We start from the raw sequence: 18,913 nt of genomic DNA, 5'->3' as shown, positions 1-18,913 counted from the left end.
GTCCGGTATCGGGGGTCCGGCACGGCGGCAGGGGTGTGTCCGCTCCTGGGCCGCGCGGGGAGACACGGGAGACAGACAGACTCATGGCATCACGGCGGGATGAGCTCAACGCGTACACCTTTGCGAAGAAGCGCACGGTCGCGGCATTCCTCCAACCGTCGCCCACAGGTACCGAGGAGGGCGCCCCGCGGCCGTTGCGGGCGGTCCTCCCGAGCCTGATCGTCGGCGCGCTGATCCTCGCGGGATTCGGGGCCTGGGGCATGTTCAAGCCCACGGCACCCAAGGACTGGGACAAGCCGGGCACCAAGGTGATCGTCGGCAAGAGTTCCACCACCCGCTACGTGGTACTCCCCACGGGCAAGGGCAAGAACAGGAAGAACCTGCTCCACCCGGTCCTCAACCTCGCCTCGGCCCGGCTGCTGCTCACCCCGCAGCAGTTCGCCGTGATCCAGGTCGCCGACAAGATCCTGGACAAGGGCCAGCCCCCGCGCGGGCCGATCCTCGGCATTCCGTACGCCCCCGACCGGCTCCCCGAGGCGACGGACGCGGGCACCGCCAAGCAGTGGGCCGTCTGCGAACAGCCCGGCGGCAAGGGCAACACGGTGCAGAAGGCGGCGTTCGTCCTCGCCAAGCGCGACCACAAGCTGACCGGTGGCAAGAAGCAGCTCGGCGGTGGACAGGTGCTGTACGTCCAGGGTCAGGACAGGACCCGCTACCTGGTCGACGCGAGCGGCACGAAGTACCGCGTCAACGAGGTGGCCACGGACAAGGGACACCTGACCAACGCCCTGGTCGGTACCAGGCAGCCGCAGTCCGTCACCGACGACTGGCTGGCCACCCTGCACGAGGGCAGCCCCATCGTCTTCCCGCAGATCCCCGGCACCATCGGCGCCCCCGCGCACATCGAGGGCCAGCTGTCCGCCGAGGAGAACAAGGTCGGGATGGTCCTCAAGACCCGTACCGGCGAAGGCACCGCCCACTACGTGGTGCTTGAGGGCGCGGTCCAGCCCATCTCGGAATTCACCGCCTGGCTGCTGATCAACTCCCCGCAGACCGCCACCCTGAACCTGGCCAGTGAGGCCCGCTCCGCCGATCTCCAGGACTTCGTCCCGGACGCCCGGACCTTCGCCGGACAGGCCCCGCGCTGGCCCGCCCACAAGGCCCAGCAGGTCAACTCGACCGGGGGCGGCGGCAGTCGGGACACCGTCTGCAGTGTGCTGCGCAAGGTCGACGACCGCGGCCGTACGACGCTGAGCACCTGGGCGGGCACCGAATACCCCGCCTCCATCAACGCCGGTGGCACCAGCACCTACGTCACCCCCGGCAGCGGCCTCCTCTACACCCAGGTCCAGGGCAAGCAGACCCGCCCCGACGGTTCGCTCTTCCTGGTCACCGACACCGGGCTGCGGTACGCGGTCCAGGCCAACGGCGACAGCGACGCGAAGCGCTCCGACATCGGCACCGGCGGCCAGCAGACCCAGGACGGCCGCCCCGAGGCCAGTCAGGCCCAGATCCGGCTCGGCTACGAGAAGGTCACACCCTCGCTCGTACCCATCGAATGGTCGGACTTCCTGTCCAAGGGCCCCCGGCTCGACACCAACAGTGCCCGCCAGCCCCAGGGCTCGTAAGCCACCCGTTCGACAGTCGCTCGCGGGACTCGGGGGAGAGGAACAGATGTTGTACCGGAAGACCGTGCTGTTGACGGCGGCGGCCGCCGCGCTGGCCGTGCTGGCGGGGCCTCAGGCCGCATACGCCGCCGGGGGTCCCGAAACACCGGGCGGCCTCGGGATAGACGGCAGCGGCGAATGCACCTTCCCGATGAAGGAGCAGTTCGAGGGCAGGCCCTGGCCGCTCCAGCGCGTCATGCTCGACGAACTGTGGCAGGACACCAAGGGCAAGGGCGTCCGGATCGCGGTCATCGACACCGGGGTGGACAACGCCAATCCGCAGCTCAAGTCCGCCGTGGACACCTCCGCCGGCCGCAATCTGCTCAAGGGCGGCAAGGCGGACGGCACCACCGACGAGGTCGGTCACGGCACCAAGGTCGCCGGCCTCATCGCCGCGCGTCCCGCCAAGGGCACCGGATTCGTCGGACTGGCTCCCGAGGCCACCATCATCCCGATCCGGCAGAACGACGAGAAGAACAGCGGCAAGGACACCACGATGGCCACCGCGATCGAGCACGCGCTCGCGAAGAAGGCCGATGTCATCAACATCTCCCAGGACACCACCAAGCCGCTGACGCCCGACTCGGCGCTGGGCGTGGCCGTGGCCAAGGCGATCTCCCGGGGCGTCGTCGTCGTCGCCTCGGCGGGCAACGACGGCATGGACGGCAAGCGGAAGAAGACCTACCCGGCCGCCTTCCCCGGTGTCCTCGCCGTCGCCTCCTCCGACCGCAACAACGAACGCGCCGAATTCTCACAGGCCGGTGATTTCGTCGGCGTCGCCGCGCCGGGCGTCGACATCGTCTCCACCGTCCCGGGCTTCGGCCAGTGCACCGACAACGGCACCAGCTTCTCCGCGCCGTACGTCGCCGGAGTCGCCGCCCTCCTGGCCGCCAAGTACCCCGCGTGGACGCCCGCCCAGATCATCGCCCGCATCGAGCAGACCGCCGAGCGGTCCGTCACCGGCCACGACGACTTCGTCGGCTGGGGCGTCGTCGACCCGGTCAGAGCACTCTCCGGGGACAAGGACGACATTCCGCAGGAGGCGGCCCGCCCGGACCCGGCACCGCCCAGGGCGCTCGCTCCCGAGCCGGCGCATCTGGCCATGACGGAGACTTCGCAGGAGCGCAGCGAGCGGTACGCCACCTATGTGCTGGCCCTGGCGGCGGTACTGGTCTCCGTGGTGGCGGGCACGGCGACGGTCGTCCGTGATGTCCGGCGACGACGCGTTTTGCGCTGAGAGCGCCGACGCGTGAAAGAGATCTCTCCTATAAACCGCAGTTGGGGAGAGATGACGAAGTGACTAGGGTGGTAGCAGACTTCACGTGTGTGACGGGGGAACGAGAAGTGGCCGAGTCCGATTCCAGAGCGTGGGAACACCGCCACGCGCTTCTTGGGCCTTGCACATACCCCACTCCTTATCCGGAGCACACGGGGGCAAGAGGAAGCCTGACCGCGCCCTGCGGACAGGCTCGGGAACTGAGAGATAGGACCTCCGGATGACCAACCCCGCCGCTGGTTTCGGACTCGCCGACGATCCGATCATCCAGGCGAAGAACAAGATCGTCGACACGGCCGACGCGGTGTCCAAGCAGGCCCGTGAACTGGCCGACATCCTGGCGACGGTCAGCGCGGGATGGACGGGTGTCGGTGCCTCGGGATTCACGACTGCGCAGGTCACGATCAACGAGGACCACGACGAGATCCGGCGCCTGCTCCAGGTGCTGCTCAACGCCGTGGGCCAGACCAAGAACCTCAGCAACGCCAACGACGACGAGGTCCGCGCGGCCTTCAACGCGGTGAAGGAGTCGGCGTCCTCCTCCAACACGTCCGGCCTGAACGGCGTCTGATCCGAACCGCCGCACCCCTTACCGCACACGCTGAGCACAGAGGAGAAGACTGATGGCTGGGGACCCGAACACCAAGGTCAGGTACGAGAGCGTCCAGGAGATGGCGAACCGCATCCGTGTGGTGTCGCGCAACATCATCAAGGACCTCGAAGAGATGGACGCCGCCCTCAAGGTCGTCACCGACACCTGGGACGGTGACGCTCACGGCGAGTACGTCAACCTCCAGAGCAAGTACAAGGGCCGGGCCGACCACATGCAGAAGCGGCTGGACCAGGTAGCCAAGATCATCGAGTCCGGCAAGGACAGCTACCGCTCCACCGACGTGAAGGCCTCGCGCTACTTCACCGAGGCGTTCTGACCCACGCGTTCCGGCCCGTGCGCCGCCGCGGCGCGCCCACGGCGGCACACGGGCTCCCACGCACGCGCGAGAGGGGCACGCTCCCACCCGAGCGTGCCCCTCTCGCGTCGCGCCACGTCTACTTCAGGTCGAACTCGCCGTCACGGGCGCCCAGCACGAACGCGGTCCACTCGGCCTCCGTGTACCGCAGCACGGTATCCGGATCCAGCGAGGACCGCATCGCCACGGCCCCGCCCGGCAGATGCGCGATCTCGACGCGCTCCTCCGCCTCCTCCGTGCCCGGGGCACTGAGCCACTCCACCCCCGAGATGTCGAGCGCGTACAGCTCGTCCTTCTCCGCTTGCGTGCCCATCAGTTGCCTTTCCTCTCGTGCGGCGGGAACGTGCTCCTCGCCCTGTGCAGGCTATCTCCGCACACCGGCACCGGGGGCGGGGTCGGACCCGGTTCACGGAGTCGTGGTGGAGCAGCCGAAGCTCTTGCCCGCAGTGGCGACGAAGTCGGCGAAGACAGCCCTGGGGGAGGGGGTGTCAGGCGATTCGAGGGCGGCTGTGTACGTGGGACCGAGCTCCATCGAGAAGTACGTCGGTGTGCCCGAGCAGTCGGCCACCACGTGCCGTTGGTCGAAGCCCGAGACACGCAGGCCCGCGATCCGTGGCTGCTTCCCGAAGCCGGGGGAGGAGGTGATCGCGTCCAGGACGCGCGGCTCCCGCGTCACGACGAAGGACGCGTGCCCGCTCACCTCGCAGGCCCAGGTGGGACCGGTCCGTCCCTGGACCGTCTGGCGTGCCGCTTCCCTTCCCGCGACCGGGCCGGGGAAGGCCAGTCCCTCGATGCCGCACACCGCGTCGTCCGGGACCTTCTGCGCGGCCGGGACGGCCGGGAGCGTGCCGGGTGCGGTGAGCGGCCGGTCCGGCGCGCACCCCGCCCGTTCCGCCGCCCTGTTCGCCACGTCGGTCAGGAGCCCGGCCAGTGCCGTGGGGTCGGAGCCCTGGGGCGCGTAGCCCTCGATGATGGCCGGGGCCGTCTTCGCGCAGTCGGCCGGCAGGAGCACCCAGCCGTGGTCCTTGCCCACTCCGCCGGTCGCCGGTCCGGAGAAGAAGGACACCGTGGCGGGAGTGGGCCAGCGGCCGTCCGTGAAGGCGAAGTCGCCCCGCTCGTGGGTCCCCGAGATCCTCAGGTGCCCCTTCTCCGCCCCGGGCAGGAGGGACGAGGACTCGACGGTGCAGGAGAATTCCCATGCGTCGCCCGGCCGGCCGTCCGGGCCGTCCCCGTCGGAGATACGGCCGCCCCCGGACAGCACCGAGTCGGCCCGCGCCGTCGACACGAGGCCCCCGCACACGTCGTCGTCGGCGAAGAGGTTGGTGTTCAGCCACACATGGACGGCCGCGAGCACGACACCGAGCGCCACTACCGGAGCGATCCACTTCCACCGGGGTGCCCGGTTGCCCTTGCCTTGTGTCATGTCCTACTTCCTCGTGCGCAGCGCCGAGTACGCGTCTTCGCGCCCGGTGATGTAACTCTGCTTGGCTTCGCCCTTGGCATGGTCGTGCGCGTCCGTGCCCGCGAAGCCTCGTTCGTTCCCCCACGCGTCGAGGAGCTGGTTCGTGCCCGCGATCCCCGCCGAGGTGTTGGTGCTCTCCTTGGCGCGGGCGGCGTCCTCCGCCTCAGCGGCGACGTCCTTCGAGTACTCGTAGGTGGCCGCGTCGACCATGCGCTGGATGGGGTCGCCCACGACCGGGATCTGTGTGAAGAGGCCGCCGACGCCGTGGTACGTGTAGCGCATCTCGTCGTTGAGGTTCCCGATCTTGGTGTCGCGGTCGTCGAGGGTCATGTCGGAGCCGATGGCGTTCATCGCCCCGTACACCTCGCCGACGTGGCGTGCCTTGTTGTCCCAGTCGCCGACGACATTGCCCACCTGCTCCGGTGGAGCGTCCTTCGCGGTAAGGAGGTACTCGGCCGCGTACCGCTTCTCGTTCTCGTACAGCATGTCGTAGACGAGCACGGGCTCGCCGTCGGCCGTCTGCCCGTACGCGGCGTCCGAAACGCCACGCATCACACGCAGAAGGCTGTGCTTGGAATTGGTGATTCCGGACTCGTCGCCGCGGGCGGTGATCGCGTCGCCACCGGTGGGGCTGCCCGGGGCGGTACCGCTGAGGATGGCGTGGGTGTCGACGGTGTAGTCGGACAGTGCACGGCCGAGGGGCACCTTCAGGTTCTGCGGGATCGTGTCGCCCTTGGAATCCTGGTCCAGGACGCTGATGGTCTCCTGCATCACCCGGGCCTGCGCCTCCGAGTGGTGGCCGAACGAAGCGCCCCCGGTGTTGGGTTCGCGGCCCGTTGTCGCCGCCTCCAGGGCAAGACCGAGGCCGATCTTGGACGTCGGGTCGTCGAACGTCGTGATGCCGTAGCCGGTGACCGTGTTCTTCGGCCAGTCGCGAGCGTCGTCACCGCCGCCGAGCAGGTAAGTCAGGTGGTCGTTGGACACCCTGTCGCCGGCCGCACCGTTGCCCTGCGAGTCGAAGAAGGCGGTGGCGGCGTCCGGGTTCTTGCTCATGACACCGAGGAGGCCATCGATCGGGTCGCTCTCGATGCCCTTGCGACCGCCGCCCCACAACGTGAAGATGCCGTCCTGCTTCTTCTCGGCGGCGATGAGATCATCGCCCAGCTCGTACAGGAATTGATCGTCGAACTTCGTGTCCGCGTGCTGCATCATGCTGACGAACGACTGGTAGCCGTAAAGCGGCTGGGTGTTCGAGCCGAAGTTCTTGGTGCCGGAGCTGTCGAGTTTGTCCGTCCACTCCCGGTAGAACCTGCCCTCGTCGGATGCCTTCCACCTCTTGAACGCCTCCGATCCGGGCGGTGCGTCCTTGACGCTTCCCGGCACCTGGGTAGCGGTGGCGGCGGAGTTGGCCAGGCCCTTCTGGATCTCCAGGTACTGGTCCTTGTTCTTCTTGTCCGAGTCGTAGGCGCGGTCGTTGAGCTTGTTGTTGACCTTGATCAGCCCGTCCGGGCCCAGCCCGTTGAGAAGCGTCTGGGAGAAGGCCTTGTCGTGCGAGTTGTCCCGCACCGAGCGCTGGAACTCTGCCATGTCGGCCGCGGAGACCTTGTCACCGTTGTTGATACGAGTGGCGATGTCCTTGGTGTTCTCCGCCTCGTACTTCTCCACGTCGCCCTGGGCGTGCGCGTTGAAGCCGGTGCCCAGCGTGTTGTCGTTCCTGTCCCCGTACCCGTCCTTGGTGACGGCCTCCAACGCGATCTTCACGCCCTGGTCGGCGTCGTCCACCGCCTTGACGCAGTCGTCGATCGCTTTCGACCAGGACGCCACGGATTTGCGGATGCTCTCCGCGTAGTCCGGGTCGTGCCGGGTGGCCGCGAGTTCGCCTTCCGTGAGTTTCGCGTAGTCGTAGGTGGCCACGCCACCCTCGGAGATCTTCATGCCCGCTGTGACCGCTGCGGCGCACTGGTTCTCCAGGTTCTTCTTCAGCCGTACGAAGTCGTTGTGCGCGTCCCGCAGCAGCGAGGCTATGGCCTTGGCCTGGGTCTGCGCGGCGGCGTACTCGTAGCGTGTGGCGGCGAAGTTCATCTGCGCGGTGTTCGCGCTCAGCCCGGACCAGGACTGGCCGAGCGTGATGCACTGAACGCTGTCCTTGTACCGGTTCTCGACCTTCTTGATCTCTGCGGCCGCGTCGTCCCACTTGTCCGCGGCCGCGGTCAGCTTGCTCAGGTCGGTCGTCATGACCTCGCTGTAGGTGAGCATGTTTTCCCCCTGGTGCTGTGTTTGTCGAAGCGGCCGGTCGGCGCGGCCCGGCCCTGCGTGGTGGCGGCCGGATCTCAGGCGAGCTGCGCGTGCAGGGCCAGGGCGAGGCCCGAGAGCTTCTCGCGGCCGGGTCCGGGCCTTCCGGCTTCGCCCGCCGTCACCACCAGCGAGGCGTCGCCGCCATCGGTGGGCTTCACCCGCACGGTGACGCAGTCGCCGTTCTCGGAGGCCACCGCCTCGCCCGGCGCGCCCGTCCCCGTGCGCTTGAGGTACGCGGTCAGCTGCTCGGTCGAGAACCCGCCGGCAGCCATGATCACCGGGGCCAGCAGGTTCTCGGCCGACGCCGATTCCGCGGCGATCGTGTGTACTTCCACGGTGCCGGCGCCCACATGGAAGAGGCAGCTGACCAACGCCCCGGGGTTGGCCGCGAATCCGCCCGGCCCCTCAGTGCCGCGCCCGTTCTCGGCGGTGACGGCAGACGCGTCCGCGTCGCCGCCCGCGGCGGCACCGGCACCCGTCTCCCCGGACAGCCCCGCCGCCTTGGCCGCGCGGGCGATGTCGTACGGGAGCGGGCAGTCGTCCGCCCCGTCCGGCCCGACCTTGTCCGCGGCCGCCCGGAGCGCGGAGACGCTCACGGGACCGGCCGCCTTCCCCGTCCCCGCGTCGGAAGCGCTGGATCCACCGTCACCATCGCCCTGCTGGCAACCGGTCAGCAGCGCCGTCGCGAGCAGCAAGGTCAGGGCGGCACCGCGCCGGAGTCGTGTGCGTTCCATGGCGCCGGGGCCTTTCGTCCTGTGGGTACGGGGGAGGGGCAACGGGTGCCGGGTCATGATCTGCTTCCGCCCTATACCCCGCCGAGGCCGGACGCCCACGGCCCGTACTGCGGCTTGAGCAGCGGCGAGAACTGGGAATTGATGTCCAGGTCGGTGCGGGCGAAGCCGTTGGCCGCTCCGCGCAGGCCGTTCTTTTCCGAGCTGAGCCGGCCCATTAGCGTCTTGACCTGTTTGTCCCAGGTCTCGCCCAGCTTGGTGATGGCTGGACCGGTGGCCCAGTCGGTGAACTCCCTGGCCGCCGCGGCCGACGACTCGTCCGCCCAGTTGGTGGACTTCTGGGTACTGCCCTCCAACTCGTTCTGGATGGTGTTCGCGGCGGCTGCCTTCTCCGCGGGCGTCGAGGCCAGGACCTGCCCGCCGAGGCCGGGCGGCGGGCCGTCGTCGGCGCTGTTCAGCCGCATACTCGTGCTCTGCCGTTGAGTGGCCTCCGCGCGCAGCGTGGCCCACTCGTCGTCGAAGCCCATCAGATTCCCCCGTATCGCATGCCTGTGGACGGTGCCGCCGTGTCCGGGCGCACCGATGGATCACCCACTCGACGCTAATACATGGTGGCTACCGGTCACGGTCCGGCCCCGCCCCCGCAGGCCCGAAACCTGCGCCCGCGAACACCCCCGACCCCCGGAACGCACCGGGGCCCCCGCGCACACATCGCGCGGGGGCCCCGGTCGACACCGACGGCACTGTCTCAGTGCTGCTCCGGCAACCGCCCGATCTGCACCAGCGGCGTACCGCGCCTGCGTGACGCGAAATACCCGCGCCCCGGCGGCATCACGTGGCCGCGCACCGACCCGATCAGCTCGCCCTCGCCCGGATCGCCGGACAGGACGACGCCCTGCGCGCCCAGTTCCTTGATCCGCTGCATGAACGACTCGTACATCGACCTCGACGCCCCCGCCGAGTTGCGGGCGATGATGAACCGCACCCCGGTGTCCCGGGCGAACGGCAGATACTCCGCCAGCGGAGCCAGCGGATTGCCCGCGTTCGTCGCCACCAGGTCGTAGTCGTCCACGATGATGAAGATCTGCGGACCGCTCCACCAACTGCGGTCCCGCAGCTGCTGAGGAGTCACATCCGTCGGCGGCTGGCGCCGCGCGAACACCCCCGACAACGCCTCCATGTGCATCTGCATGGAGCTGGCCATCGGCGCGTACTCCAGCAGATGGGATTCCGGCAGCGCGCCCAGCAGCGCCCGCCGGTAGTCGCCGACGACGAGCTTCGCCTCGTCGGGGGAGTACCGCTCCGCGATCTGCTTGGCGATCAGCCGCAGCAGGTTGGTCTTGCCGGACTCGCTCTCGCCGAAGATCAGGAAGAACGGGTCCGTCTCGAAGTTGACGAACACCGGCTCCAGCGCCGTCTCGTCGATCCCGATCGCGATGCCCCGCTCCGGGAACTCGAAGCCCTTGGGCAGCTGGTCCGCGGGCAGCTTGCGCGGCAGCAGGCGCACCGCGGGTGCGGAGGGCCCCGACCAGTTCGCCTTCACCGCCCCGACGAACGCCGCGGTGCCGTCGGAGAGATCCGCGCCGCTGCTGACGGAGTCGATACGCGGCAGAGCGCCCATGAAGTGCAGCTTCTCCGGCACCTGACCACGGCCGGGCACCCCCGCGGGCACGTTCGAGGCGACCTTGCGGTCGAACTCGGAGTCCATCACATCGCCCAGCCGCAGTTCGAGCCGGCCGAGGATCTGGTCCTTCAGCGCCGCCCGGACCTCCATGTACCTGGCCGCCGTGATGATCACATGGATGCCGTACCCGAGACCGCGCGAGGCGATGTCGGTGACGGTCTGCTCCAGCATCTCGTACTCGGCCCGGAAGCCGCCCCAGCCGTCGATCACCAGGAACACATCGCCCCACGGCTCGCCGGGCAGCTCACCCCGGGCGCGCTTGCGCCGGTAGGTGGCGATCGAGTCGATGGAGTGGGCGCGGAAGAACTCCTCGCGCCGGTTGAGGACCCCGGCCACCTCGGCGACCGTACGGCGCACCCGCTCCGGGTCCAGCCGGGAGGCCATCCCACCGACGTGCGGCAGCTCCGCCAGCGACACGAGACCGCCACCACCGAAGTCGAGACCGTAGAACTGCACCTCGTGCGGGGTGTGGGTGAGCGCGAACGAGGAGACCAGCGCCCGCATCATGGTCGACTTCCCGGACTGCGGACCACCGACCACCATCATGTGACCGGCCGCACCGGAGAAGTCCCGGTACAGCACCTCACGCCGCTGCTCGAACGGCTTGTCGATCAGCCCCAGCGGTACGGTCAGACCACCCGGACGCGTGTACTCGGTCGAGGAGAACCCCCGGTCCGACGTCGGCGCGAGCCCCGGCAGCAACTGGTCCAGCGTCGGCGCCCGGTCCAGCGGCGGCAGCCACACCTGGTGGGCCGGCACCCCCTGGCCCTCAAGACGCCGCACGATCACATCGAGCACCGTGTCGGCCAGCGCGTCGTCGTCCGCCGCCGAACGGGCCGCCGCCAACTGCGCCGGATCCGGGGCCGCGTACACCACCGGCACCGGAGCGGCACTGAACACCGCGGGCCGCCGCTCGATCGGCAGCTGCCCCACCGACAGATCGGGGCCGCCCGTGCGGTACGTCCCCGACACGTACGCCGCCTTGAACCGGGTCATCTCGTCCGTACCGAACTTGAGATAGCCGGAACCGGGCACCGACGGCAGGTGGTACGCGTCCGGCACACCCAGCGCCGTACGCGACTCCGCGGCCGAGAAGGTCCGCAGACCGACCCGGTAGGAGAGATACGTGTCCAGACCGCGCAGCTTGCCCTCCTCCAGACGCTGCGAGGCCAGCAGCAGATGCACACCCAGCGAACGGCCGATGCGGCCGATCTGGATGAACATGTCGATGAAGTCCGGCTTCGCGGTGAGGAGTTCGGAGAACTCGTCGATCACCAGGACCAGCGAGGCCAGCGGCTCCAGCGCGGCACCCGCGGCCCGCGCCTTCTCGTAGTCGTGCATGTTGGCGTAGTTGCCCGCCGACCGCAGCAGCTCCTGACGGCGCTGGAGCTCACCGCGGATCGCGTCACCCATGCGGTCCACCAGCGTCAGGTCGTCCGCCAGGTTGGTGATGACCGCCGCCACATGCGGCATCTGCGACATCCCCGCGAACGTCGCGCCGCCCTTGAAGTCCGCGAGGACGAAGTTCAGCGTCTCCGACGAGTGCGTGACCGCGAGCCCCAGCACCAGCGTCCGCAGCAGCTCCGACTTGCCGGAACCGGTCGCACCGACACACAGCCCGTGCGGCCCCATGCCCTCCTGCGCGGCCTCCTTCAGGTCCAGCATCACCGGCTGGCCGTCCTCGCCGATACCGATCGGCACCCGCAGCCGCTCCGACACCGAACGCGGCCGCCAGGTACGCGCCACATCGACCGAACCCGCGTCCCCCAGATTCAGCAGATCCGTGAAGTCCAGGTTGGCCAGCAGCGGTTCGTCGTCGTCGCCCCCGCCCACCCGCAGCGGGGCGAGCTGCCTGGCCAGCGCCTCGGCGGCCGGCAGCGACATCCCGTCCGGCAACCCCTCGTACGCGAGCCTCGCACCGGACTCCAGCCTCAGCAGCCCCGGCCGTACCACCACCGAAAGGCCACCGCGCTGCTCGTCCAGCTCACCGGAGACCACCTCGACGATCGTCACGCCCTGCAGACCCTCGGCCGCCGCGAACAGCGAATCCGGCGGCACCATCCCGCCGTCCAGGACCACCACGACATGCGGCTGGTCCAGCACCGGCTGGCTCTCCCGGCCGAACCGCGGCCGCCCGTCCAGCCGGCTCGCCAGCAACTGCTCCAGCTCGCCCAGATCATCACCGAACAGCCGCTTCGTACCGGCCCCGTCGACCTGCCCGGGAACCTGCGTGTGCGGCAGCCACTTCGTCCAGTCCCAGCGTGCCACCGCACTCGGCGCCGCCACCACCGCGACCATCAGATCCTCGGGGGAGTGCAGCGTCACCAACTGCGCCACCAGCGAGCGGGCCGTCGACTGCGCCGCCTCCGGCTGCCCGGAGACCGTCACGTGGTAGAAGGCCCGCATCGAGACCGCCATCGGCAGCCCGTCCAACGACCCGTGCACCGCCAGGAACTGCTGCATCGCACCGGCGCACATCGGCTCCAGCTCATCCACCGGCGCGGTGTCCGGAGCGGCCAGCGGCGTCGACAGCTGCTGCGCCCCGAGCCCGACCCTGACCTGCGCGAAGTCCTTGTCCCCGACGCGCCGTTCCCAGACCCGGCTGCCCTCGGCGACCACCGACCACAGCTGCTCCGGCGCGGGGTGCAGATACAGCTGCACATCGCGCTGCGAGCGCGCCGTCCGGCGTACCGTCCGCCGCGTCTGCGCCAGGTACTTGAGGTAGTCGCGCCGGACATCTGCCATTTGCCCCTGCGTACCACGACGATGCCGGACAAGCTGGGCGACCACCATTCCGACGGTCGAAACCAGCATCAGCACACCCATGATCCGCATGAACGGAGGTGCCTGCGGCGAGAAGAAGAAGACCACCGAGGAACCCATGCCGAGCACCGGCAGGATCTGCATCAGCATGCCCTCCTGCTGCCCGCGCGGCAGTTCGGGAGGAGCCTCCAACGTCAATTCTTCCGTGGGTACTTCCGGCGGCAGAGACCGCGGAGGTCGTTTCACGACGATCTGGCTCACCGGAACATCAATCCCTCAATACGGACGGGCGGAAGGCCGGTCTGGTCCGCACCGACGCCCCCGTGGCTGCGTGTGCGCGGACTTCCCTCCGCGCGACGGCGATCCTACTTGCAGATGACCCGCCCACCTCCCGGTAGGGTGGCGCGCGCACTGTGCGCAACCGCGAATCAGGGGGACCAGACACGTGAGTACGACCGCAGCGACGGGTTTCTGCCGCGTCACTGTCGTGGCGCCCGACAGCCGGATCGACGTCGCCCTGCCGGAAGACATCGCCGTCGCCGACGTCTACCCGGAGATCCTGCGTCTCACGGGCCAGACGCAGGCGGCCGGAACGCCGACCGGCTTTCACCTCGTACGCCGCGACGGCACGGTCCTGGACGGCGCCAGAACCCTTGCCGCCCAGCAGGTGCTCGACGGCGAACTGCTCAGCCTGCGCCCGTTCGCGCAGTCGCTGCCGCCCGCCGTCTTCGACGACGTCTCGGACGCCGTCGCCTCGGCCGTCACCCGCGACCGCCATCTGTGGAGCGACGAACTCCTGCGCGGCGCAGGCCTGGTCGGCGGCGTCCTGCTGCTCGTCCTCATGGGCTTCGTGCTCTGGTTCGCCGACCCGGTCCGGCACGACATGCACAGCCTGCCCGGCATCATCGCGGGCTCCGCGGGACTGCTGCTGACCGCCTTCGCCGGCGTACGCGCCCGGGTCTACACGGACCGCGCCACGGCCGTCGCCCTCGGCCTGGGCGCACTCCCGCTCGTCCTCATCGCCGGCTCCGGCATCGTCGGCCCGGACGCCGGCCAGGGACCCGGCCGGCTCCAGTTCCTGCTCGGCTGCGTCGCCGTCCTGCTCGCCTCGGTCGTCCTGGTCGCCCTCACCCCCAGCGGTGACGCGCCCTTCGTCGCGGCCACCTTCCTGGCCACCGTGGGCACCCTGGCCACCTTCCTCGCGATCCTCACCGAGGCATCGGCCACCCAGACCGCCGCCGTCTGCGCCCCGGTGGCACTCGGTCTCGTCGCCTTCCTGCCCGGCCTCTCCGCCCGCTTCGCCCGGCTGCCCATCGGTTACGCCTCACCGCGCACCGCCCCCGGTGGTTACGAGGACGACTTCGCCGACCCGAACGCCCTCACGGGCGACCCCGAGCCCGTCGACGCCGAGCGCATCGCCGCCCAGGCCCGCCGAGGCCACGAGATGCTCCTGGGCCTGGTCGGCGGCTGCGCCGCCGTGGCCGTCGGGTCCGCCGCGGTCCTCGGCTTCTCGGACAACATCTGGGGCCAGATCCTCGCGCTCGCCGCAGGACTCGCGATGCTGCTCCGCGCCCGCCTGTTCCGCTACACCTCCCAGGTCGCCTGCGTCCTGGTGGCGGGCATCGGCGCCATCACCCTGCTCGTCCTCGGCCTCTCCCTGAACCCGCCGACGGACCTGCTGTACGACCTGGTCCGCTACGGTGACCGCGGCTCCCTGGACATCCGTACGATCTGGCTCTCCGCGGCCGTGGCCGCGGGCGCGGCCCTGTTCACCGCGATCGGCCTCGTCATCCCGCGCAAGGGACTCTCACCCTTCTGGGGCCGCCTCCTCGACCTCACCGAGAGCGCCCTGCTGCTCTCCCTGGTCCCGCTCTGCCTGGCCGTGCTCGACGTCTTCGCGAAGGCCAGGGCCCTCACCAGCTGAGGCCCGGCAGGAGCGCTCCGAATGGCTGGTACTCTGGCTGGTGGCCGTTTGTGTACGCGTCTCCGGATCATCCTGGGGACTGCGCTCATCGGACCTTCGCCTCCGAGTCATGGAAGCTCTCCTGCGATCAAGACCAGGAGCACTCGTGGGCGCATCGAACATCACAGAGGAGTACGCGTGCCGCTCGACGCCGCTACGAAGAAGCAGATCATGTCCGAGTTCGCCCAGAAGGAGGGTGACACCGGTTCCCCCGAGGTTCAGGTCGCCATGCTCTCCCGCCGGATCTCGGACCTGACGGAGCACCTCAAGACGCACAAGCACGACCACCACTCCCGTCGTGGTCTGCTGATCCTGGTCGGCCAGCGTCGCCGCCTCCTGCAGTACCTTGCCAAGAAGGACATCCAGCGCTTCCGTGCGCTCGTCGACCGCCTCGGCATCCGCCGCGGCGCGGCCGGCGGCGCCAAGTAAGGACGCTGTGAAAGGGAGCGGTTCCCGTCTTCTGGGGGACCGCTCCCTTTGCCGTACGTGCACGACCGGTGTCAAGCTCAGTAATCTGGGCGTACGACACCAGAACGAGGAGAGGCGCAGCGACGCCGCCGCCGGTCCTCGGTAGTGGCCCCCGGGACAACGCCCGGGAGCTTCGATCGAAGACCGGCCCGCACACACGGTGCGCTTCTCCTGCACCGTCCCCCGCCACACGGGCAGGGGGACGAAAGACGACGAGTATGGAGAAATCACTAGTGGAGAACGAGACCCACTACGCCGAGGCCGTTATCGACAACGGAACCTTCGGCACCCGCACCATCCGCTTCGAGACGGGCCGCCTGGCCAAGCAGGCCGCCGGCTCCGCCGTCGCGTACCTGGACGACGACACCATGGTGCTGTCGGCCACCACCGCTTCCAAGCGGCCCAAGGACAACCTCGACTTCTTCCCCCTCACGGTGGACGTCGAGGAGCGGCAGTACGCGGCCGGCAAGATCCCCGGCTCCTTCTTCCGTCGTGAGGGCCGGCCCTCCGAGGACGCGATCCTCACCTGCCGCCTGATCGACCGCCCGCTGCGCCCCTCCTTCAAGAAGGGCCTGCGCAACGAGATCCAGATCGTCGAGACGATCATGGCGCTCAACCCCGACCACCTGTACGACGTGGTCGCGATCAACGCCGCCTCCTGCTCCACCATCCTGGCGGGCCTGCCCTTCTCCGGCCCGATCGGCGCCACCCGCGTCGCCCTGATCAAGGGCCAGTGGGTCGCGTTCCCGACGCACACCGAGCTTGAGGACACCGTCTTCGACATGGTCGTCGCCGGTCGCGTCCTGGAGGACGGCGACGTCGCGATCATGATGGTCGAGGCCGAGGCCACCGAGAAGACCATCCAGCTCGTCAAGGACGGCGCCGAGGCTCCCACCGAGGAGATCGTCGCCGCCGGTCTGGACGCCGCGAAGCCCTTCATCAAGGCGCTCTGCAAGGCCCAGTCCGACCTGGCCTCCAAGGCCGCCAAGCCGGTCGGCGAGTTCCCGGTCTTCCTGGACTACCAGGACGACGTCTTCGACGCGCTCTCCAGCGCCGTCACCTCCGAGCTGACCCAGGCGCTCACCATCGCCGGCAAGCAGGACCGCGAGGCCGAGCTGGACCGCGTCAAGGAGATCGCCGCCGAGAAGCTGCTCCCGGCCTTCGAGGGCCGCGAGAAGGAGATCTCCGCCGCGTACCGTTCGCTGACCAAGAAGCTGGTCCGCGAGCGCGTCATCAAGGACAAGGTCCGCATCGACGGCCGCGGCGTCACGGACATCCGTACGCTCGCCGCCGAGGTCGAGGCCATCCCGCGCGTGCACGGCTCGGCGCTCTTCGAGCGTGGCGAGACCCAGATCCTGGGCGTCACCACCCTCAACATGCTCCGTATGGAGCAGCAGCTGGACACCCTTTCCCCGGTGACCCGCAAGCGCTACATGCACAACTACAACTTCCCGCCGTACTCCGTCGGTGAGACCGGCCGCGTGGGCTCGCCCAAGCGCCGCGAGATCGGCCACGGCGCACTCGCCGAGCGCGCGATCGTTCCGGTCCTGCCCTCGCGCGAGGAGTTCCCCTACGCGATCCGCCAGGTCTCCGAGGCGCTGGGCTCCAACGGCTCGACGTCCATGGGCTCGGTCTGCGCCTCCACCATGTCGCTGCTGAACGCCGGTGTGCCGCTCAAGGCCGCCGTCGCCGGTATCGCCATGGGCCTGATCTCGCAGGAGATCGACGGCAAGACGCACTACGTCGCCCTCACCGACATCCTCGGTGCGGAGGACGCCTTCGGCGACATGGACTTCAAGGTCGCCGGTACGAAGCAGTTCGTGACCGCGCTCCAGCTCGACACCAAGCTCGACGGCATCCCCGCCTCGGTCCTGGCCGCCGCGCTGAAGCAGGCCCGTGACGCGCGTCTGCACATCCTGGACGTCATGAACGAGGCCATCGACGTCCCGGACGAGATGTCCCCGAACGCCCCGCGGATCATCACCGTCAAGATCCCGGTGGACAAGATCGGTGAGGTCATCGGCCCCAAGGGCAAGATGATCAACCAGATCCAGGAGGACACCGGCGCCGACATCACGATCGAGGACGACGGCACCATCTACATCGGTGCCCAGCAGGGCTCGCAGGCCGAGGCCGCGCGCGCCACGATCAACGCGATCGCCAACCCGACCATGCCGGAGGTCGGCGAGCGTTACCTGGGCACGGTCGTCAAGACCACCACCTTCGGTGCGTTCGTCTCCCTCATGCCCGGCAGGGACGGCCTGCTGCACATCTCGCAGATCCGCAAGCTCGCCGGTGGCAAGCGCGTGGAGAACGTCGAGGACGTGCTCGGCGTCGGTGCCAAGGTCCAGGTCGAGATCGCCGAGATCGACTCCCGCGGCAAGCTCTCCCTGATCCCCGTGGTCGAGGGCGAAGAGGCCGACGAGAAGGACGACGCCGCCAAGTGACGTCCCGTAGTTCCGTGACGACGGCCCGCACCTCTTCCAAGGCGCGGGCCGTCGCCCGTACCCAGACGCTTCTCAAGGGCACCAACGGCATCGGTACGGTCCGCCGCACCGTCCTCCCGGGCGGTCTGCGCATCGTCACCGAAACGCTGCCCTCCGTACGCTCCGCCACCTTCGGGATCTGGGCCAACGTCGGATCACGCGACGAGACCCCCACCCTGAACGGCGCGACGCACTACCTCGAACACCTCCTCTTCAAGGGCACGGCCAAGCGCAGTGCCCTCGACATCTCCGCCGCGCTCGACGCGGTCGGCGGCGAGATGAACGCCTTCACGGCGAAGGAGTACACCTGCTACTACGCCCGGGTCCTCGACACGGACCTGCCACTGGCCATCGATGTCGTCTGCGACATGCTGACAGGCTCGCTGATCAACCCCGAGGACGTCGACGCCGAGCGCGGAGTCATCCTCGAAGAGATCGCGATGACGGAGGACGACCCGGGCGACTGCGTGCACGACCTGTTCGCGCACACCATGCTCGGCGACACCCCCCTGGGCCGCCCGGTCCTGGGCACCGTGGACACGATCAACGCGCTGAACCGCGGCCAGATCGACCGCTTCTACAAGAAGCACTACGACCCCACGCACCTCGTCGTCGCCGCGGCGGGCAACGTCGACCACGCCACGGTCGTACGTCAGGTCCGCAGGGCCTTCGAGCGCTCCGGCGCCCTGTCCCGCGCCGACGCCGTCCCGATGGCACCGCGCGAGGGCTCACGCGCCCTGCGCACCGCCGGCCGGGTGGAACTGCTCAACCGCAAGACCGAGCAGGCCCACGTCGTCCTCGGTATGCCGGGTCTCGCGCGCACCGACGAACGCCGCTGGGCGCTCGGCGTACTCAACACCGCCCTCGGCGGCGGCATGAGCTCCCGCCTCTTCCAGGAGGTACGGGAGAAGCGCGGCCTGGCCTACAGCGTGTACTCGTACACCTCGGGCTTCGCCGACTGCGGGCTCTTCGGCGTGTACGCGGGCTGCCGGCCCAGCCAGGTGCACGACGTCCTGAAGATCTGCCGCGACGAGCTCGACCGCGTCGCGGCCGACGGCCTCAGCGACGAGGAGATCGGCCGAGCCATCGGTCAGCTCTCCGGTTCCACGGTCCTCGGCCTGGAGGACACCGGCGCGCTGATGAACCGGAT

Annotated in this window: 14 protein-coding genes; 8 read left to right on the top strand and 6 right to left on the bottom strand. The window is 69.3% G+C overall.

Annotated features, from left to right (window positions below):
* Nucleotides 1-83 precede the first annotated feature (83 nt).
* The 4 genes from eccB (at nt 84) to A6A29_RS34750 (ending at nt 3,872) form a co-directional block, all read left to right on the top strand.
* Nucleotides 84-1,628 (top strand): type VII secretion protein EccB, encoded by a 1,545-nt coding sequence (gene eccB / locus A6A29_RS34765; protein ID WP_073726646.1) that lies wholly within the window; start codon nt 84-86, stop codon nt 1,626-1,628.
* 46 nt (nt 1,629-1,674) lie between these two features.
* Nucleotides 1,675-2,904: a type VII secretion-associated serine protease mycosin gene (gene mycP, locus A6A29_RS34760; protein ID WP_073726644.1), complete on the top strand. Its 1,230-nt coding sequence runs from the start codon at nt 1,675-1,677 to the stop codon at nt 2,902-2,904.
* A 259-nt stretch (nt 2,905-3,163) separates the two neighbouring features.
* Nucleotides 3,164-3,514: a WXG100 family type VII secretion target gene (locus A6A29_RS34755; protein WP_073726642.1), complete on the top strand. Its 351-nt coding sequence runs from the start codon at nt 3,164-3,166 to the stop codon at nt 3,512-3,514.
* Between the two features lie 52 nt (nt 3,515-3,566).
* Nucleotides 3,567-3,872 (top strand): WXG100 family type VII secretion target, encoded by a 306-nt coding sequence (locus A6A29_RS34750; protein ID WP_073726640.1) that lies wholly within the window; start codon nt 3,567-3,569, stop codon nt 3,870-3,872.
* 118 nt (nt 3,873-3,990) lie between these two features.
* On the opposite strand, the gene A6A29_RS34745 is transcribed toward A6A29_RS34750, so the two are convergent.
* The 6 genes from A6A29_RS34745 to eccCa all read right to left on the bottom strand — a co-directional run bounded on the left by A6A29_RS34745 (nt 3,991) and on the right by eccCa (nt 13,107).
* Nucleotides 3,991-4,224 carry a DUF397 domain-containing protein gene (locus A6A29_RS34745; RefSeq protein WP_073726638.1) on the bottom strand — a complete coding sequence of 78 codons (234 nt, stop codon included), beginning with the start codon at nt 4,222-4,224 and terminating at the stop codon, nt 3,991-3,993.
* A gap of 93 nt (nt 4,225-4,317) precedes the next feature.
* Nucleotides 4,318-5,334, bottom strand: a complete 1,017-nt coding sequence (locus tag A6A29_RS34740) for a hypothetical protein (protein ID WP_073726636.1) — start codon at nt 5,332-5,334, stop codon at nt 4,318-4,320.
* A gap of 3 nt (nt 5,335-5,337) precedes the next feature.
* On the bottom strand, nt 5,338-7,629 hold the full coding sequence (locus A6A29_RS34735; RefSeq protein WP_073726634.1) for a hypothetical protein: 2,292 nt from the start codon (nt 7,627-7,629) through the stop codon (nt 5,338-5,340).
* A gap of 74 nt (nt 7,630-7,703) precedes the next feature.
* A complete protein-coding gene (locus tag A6A29_RS34730) occupies nt 7,704-8,402 on the bottom strand; it encodes a hypothetical protein (RefSeq protein ID WP_073726632.1) in 699 nt (232 codons plus the stop codon).
* 71 nt (nt 8,403-8,473) lie between these two features.
* Entirely contained in the window at nt 8,474-8,926 is a 453-nt protein-coding gene (locus A6A29_RS34725; RefSeq protein WP_073726630.1) for a hypothetical protein, read from the bottom strand.
* Nucleotides 8,927-9,147: 221 nt separating this feature from the next.
* The gene (gene eccCa, locus A6A29_RS34720) at nt 9,148-13,107 is read right to left on the bottom strand and encodes a type VII secretion protein EccCa (protein ID WP_073726628.1); all 3,960 of its coding nucleotides are present in this window, start codon (nt 13,105-13,107) and stop codon (nt 9,148-9,150) included.
* A gap of 184 nt (nt 13,108-13,291) precedes the next feature.
* On the opposite strand from eccCa, the gene eccD reads away from it, so the two are divergent.
* The 4 genes from eccD to A6A29_RS34700 form a co-directional block, all read left to right on the top strand.
* Nucleotides 13,292-14,770: a type VII secretion integral membrane protein EccD gene (gene eccD, locus A6A29_RS34715; RefSeq protein ID WP_073726626.1), complete on the top strand. Its 1,479-nt coding sequence runs from the start codon at nt 13,292-13,294 to the stop codon at nt 14,768-14,770.
* Nucleotides 14,771-14,947: 177 nt separating this feature from the next.
* Nucleotides 14,948-15,238 (top strand): 30S ribosomal protein S15, encoded by a 291-nt coding sequence (gene rpsO, locus A6A29_RS34710; protein WP_003965855.1) that lies wholly within the window; start codon nt 14,948-14,950, stop codon nt 15,236-15,238.
* 272 nt (nt 15,239-15,510) lie between these two features.
* Nucleotides 15,511-17,724 (top strand): polyribonucleotide nucleotidyltransferase, encoded by a 2,214-nt coding sequence (locus A6A29_RS34705; protein WP_073726624.1) that lies wholly within the window; start codon nt 15,511-15,513, stop codon nt 17,722-17,724.
* On the top strand, nt 17,721-18,913 hold a 1,193-nt coding region (locus A6A29_RS34700), incomplete at its 3' end, for a M16 family metallopeptidase (protein ID WP_241838768.1). The genes A6A29_RS34705 and A6A29_RS34700, both read left to right, overlap by 4 nt.

The sequence above is a fragment of the Streptomyces sp. TSRI0281 genome (assembly GCF_001905125.1).
Lineage (GTDB): Bacteria > Actinomycetota > Actinomycetes > Streptomycetales > Streptomycetaceae > Streptomyces.
The sequence above is the reverse complement of the archived record's forward strand: the minus strand, read 5'-3'. Positions and strand labels throughout refer to the sequence as shown.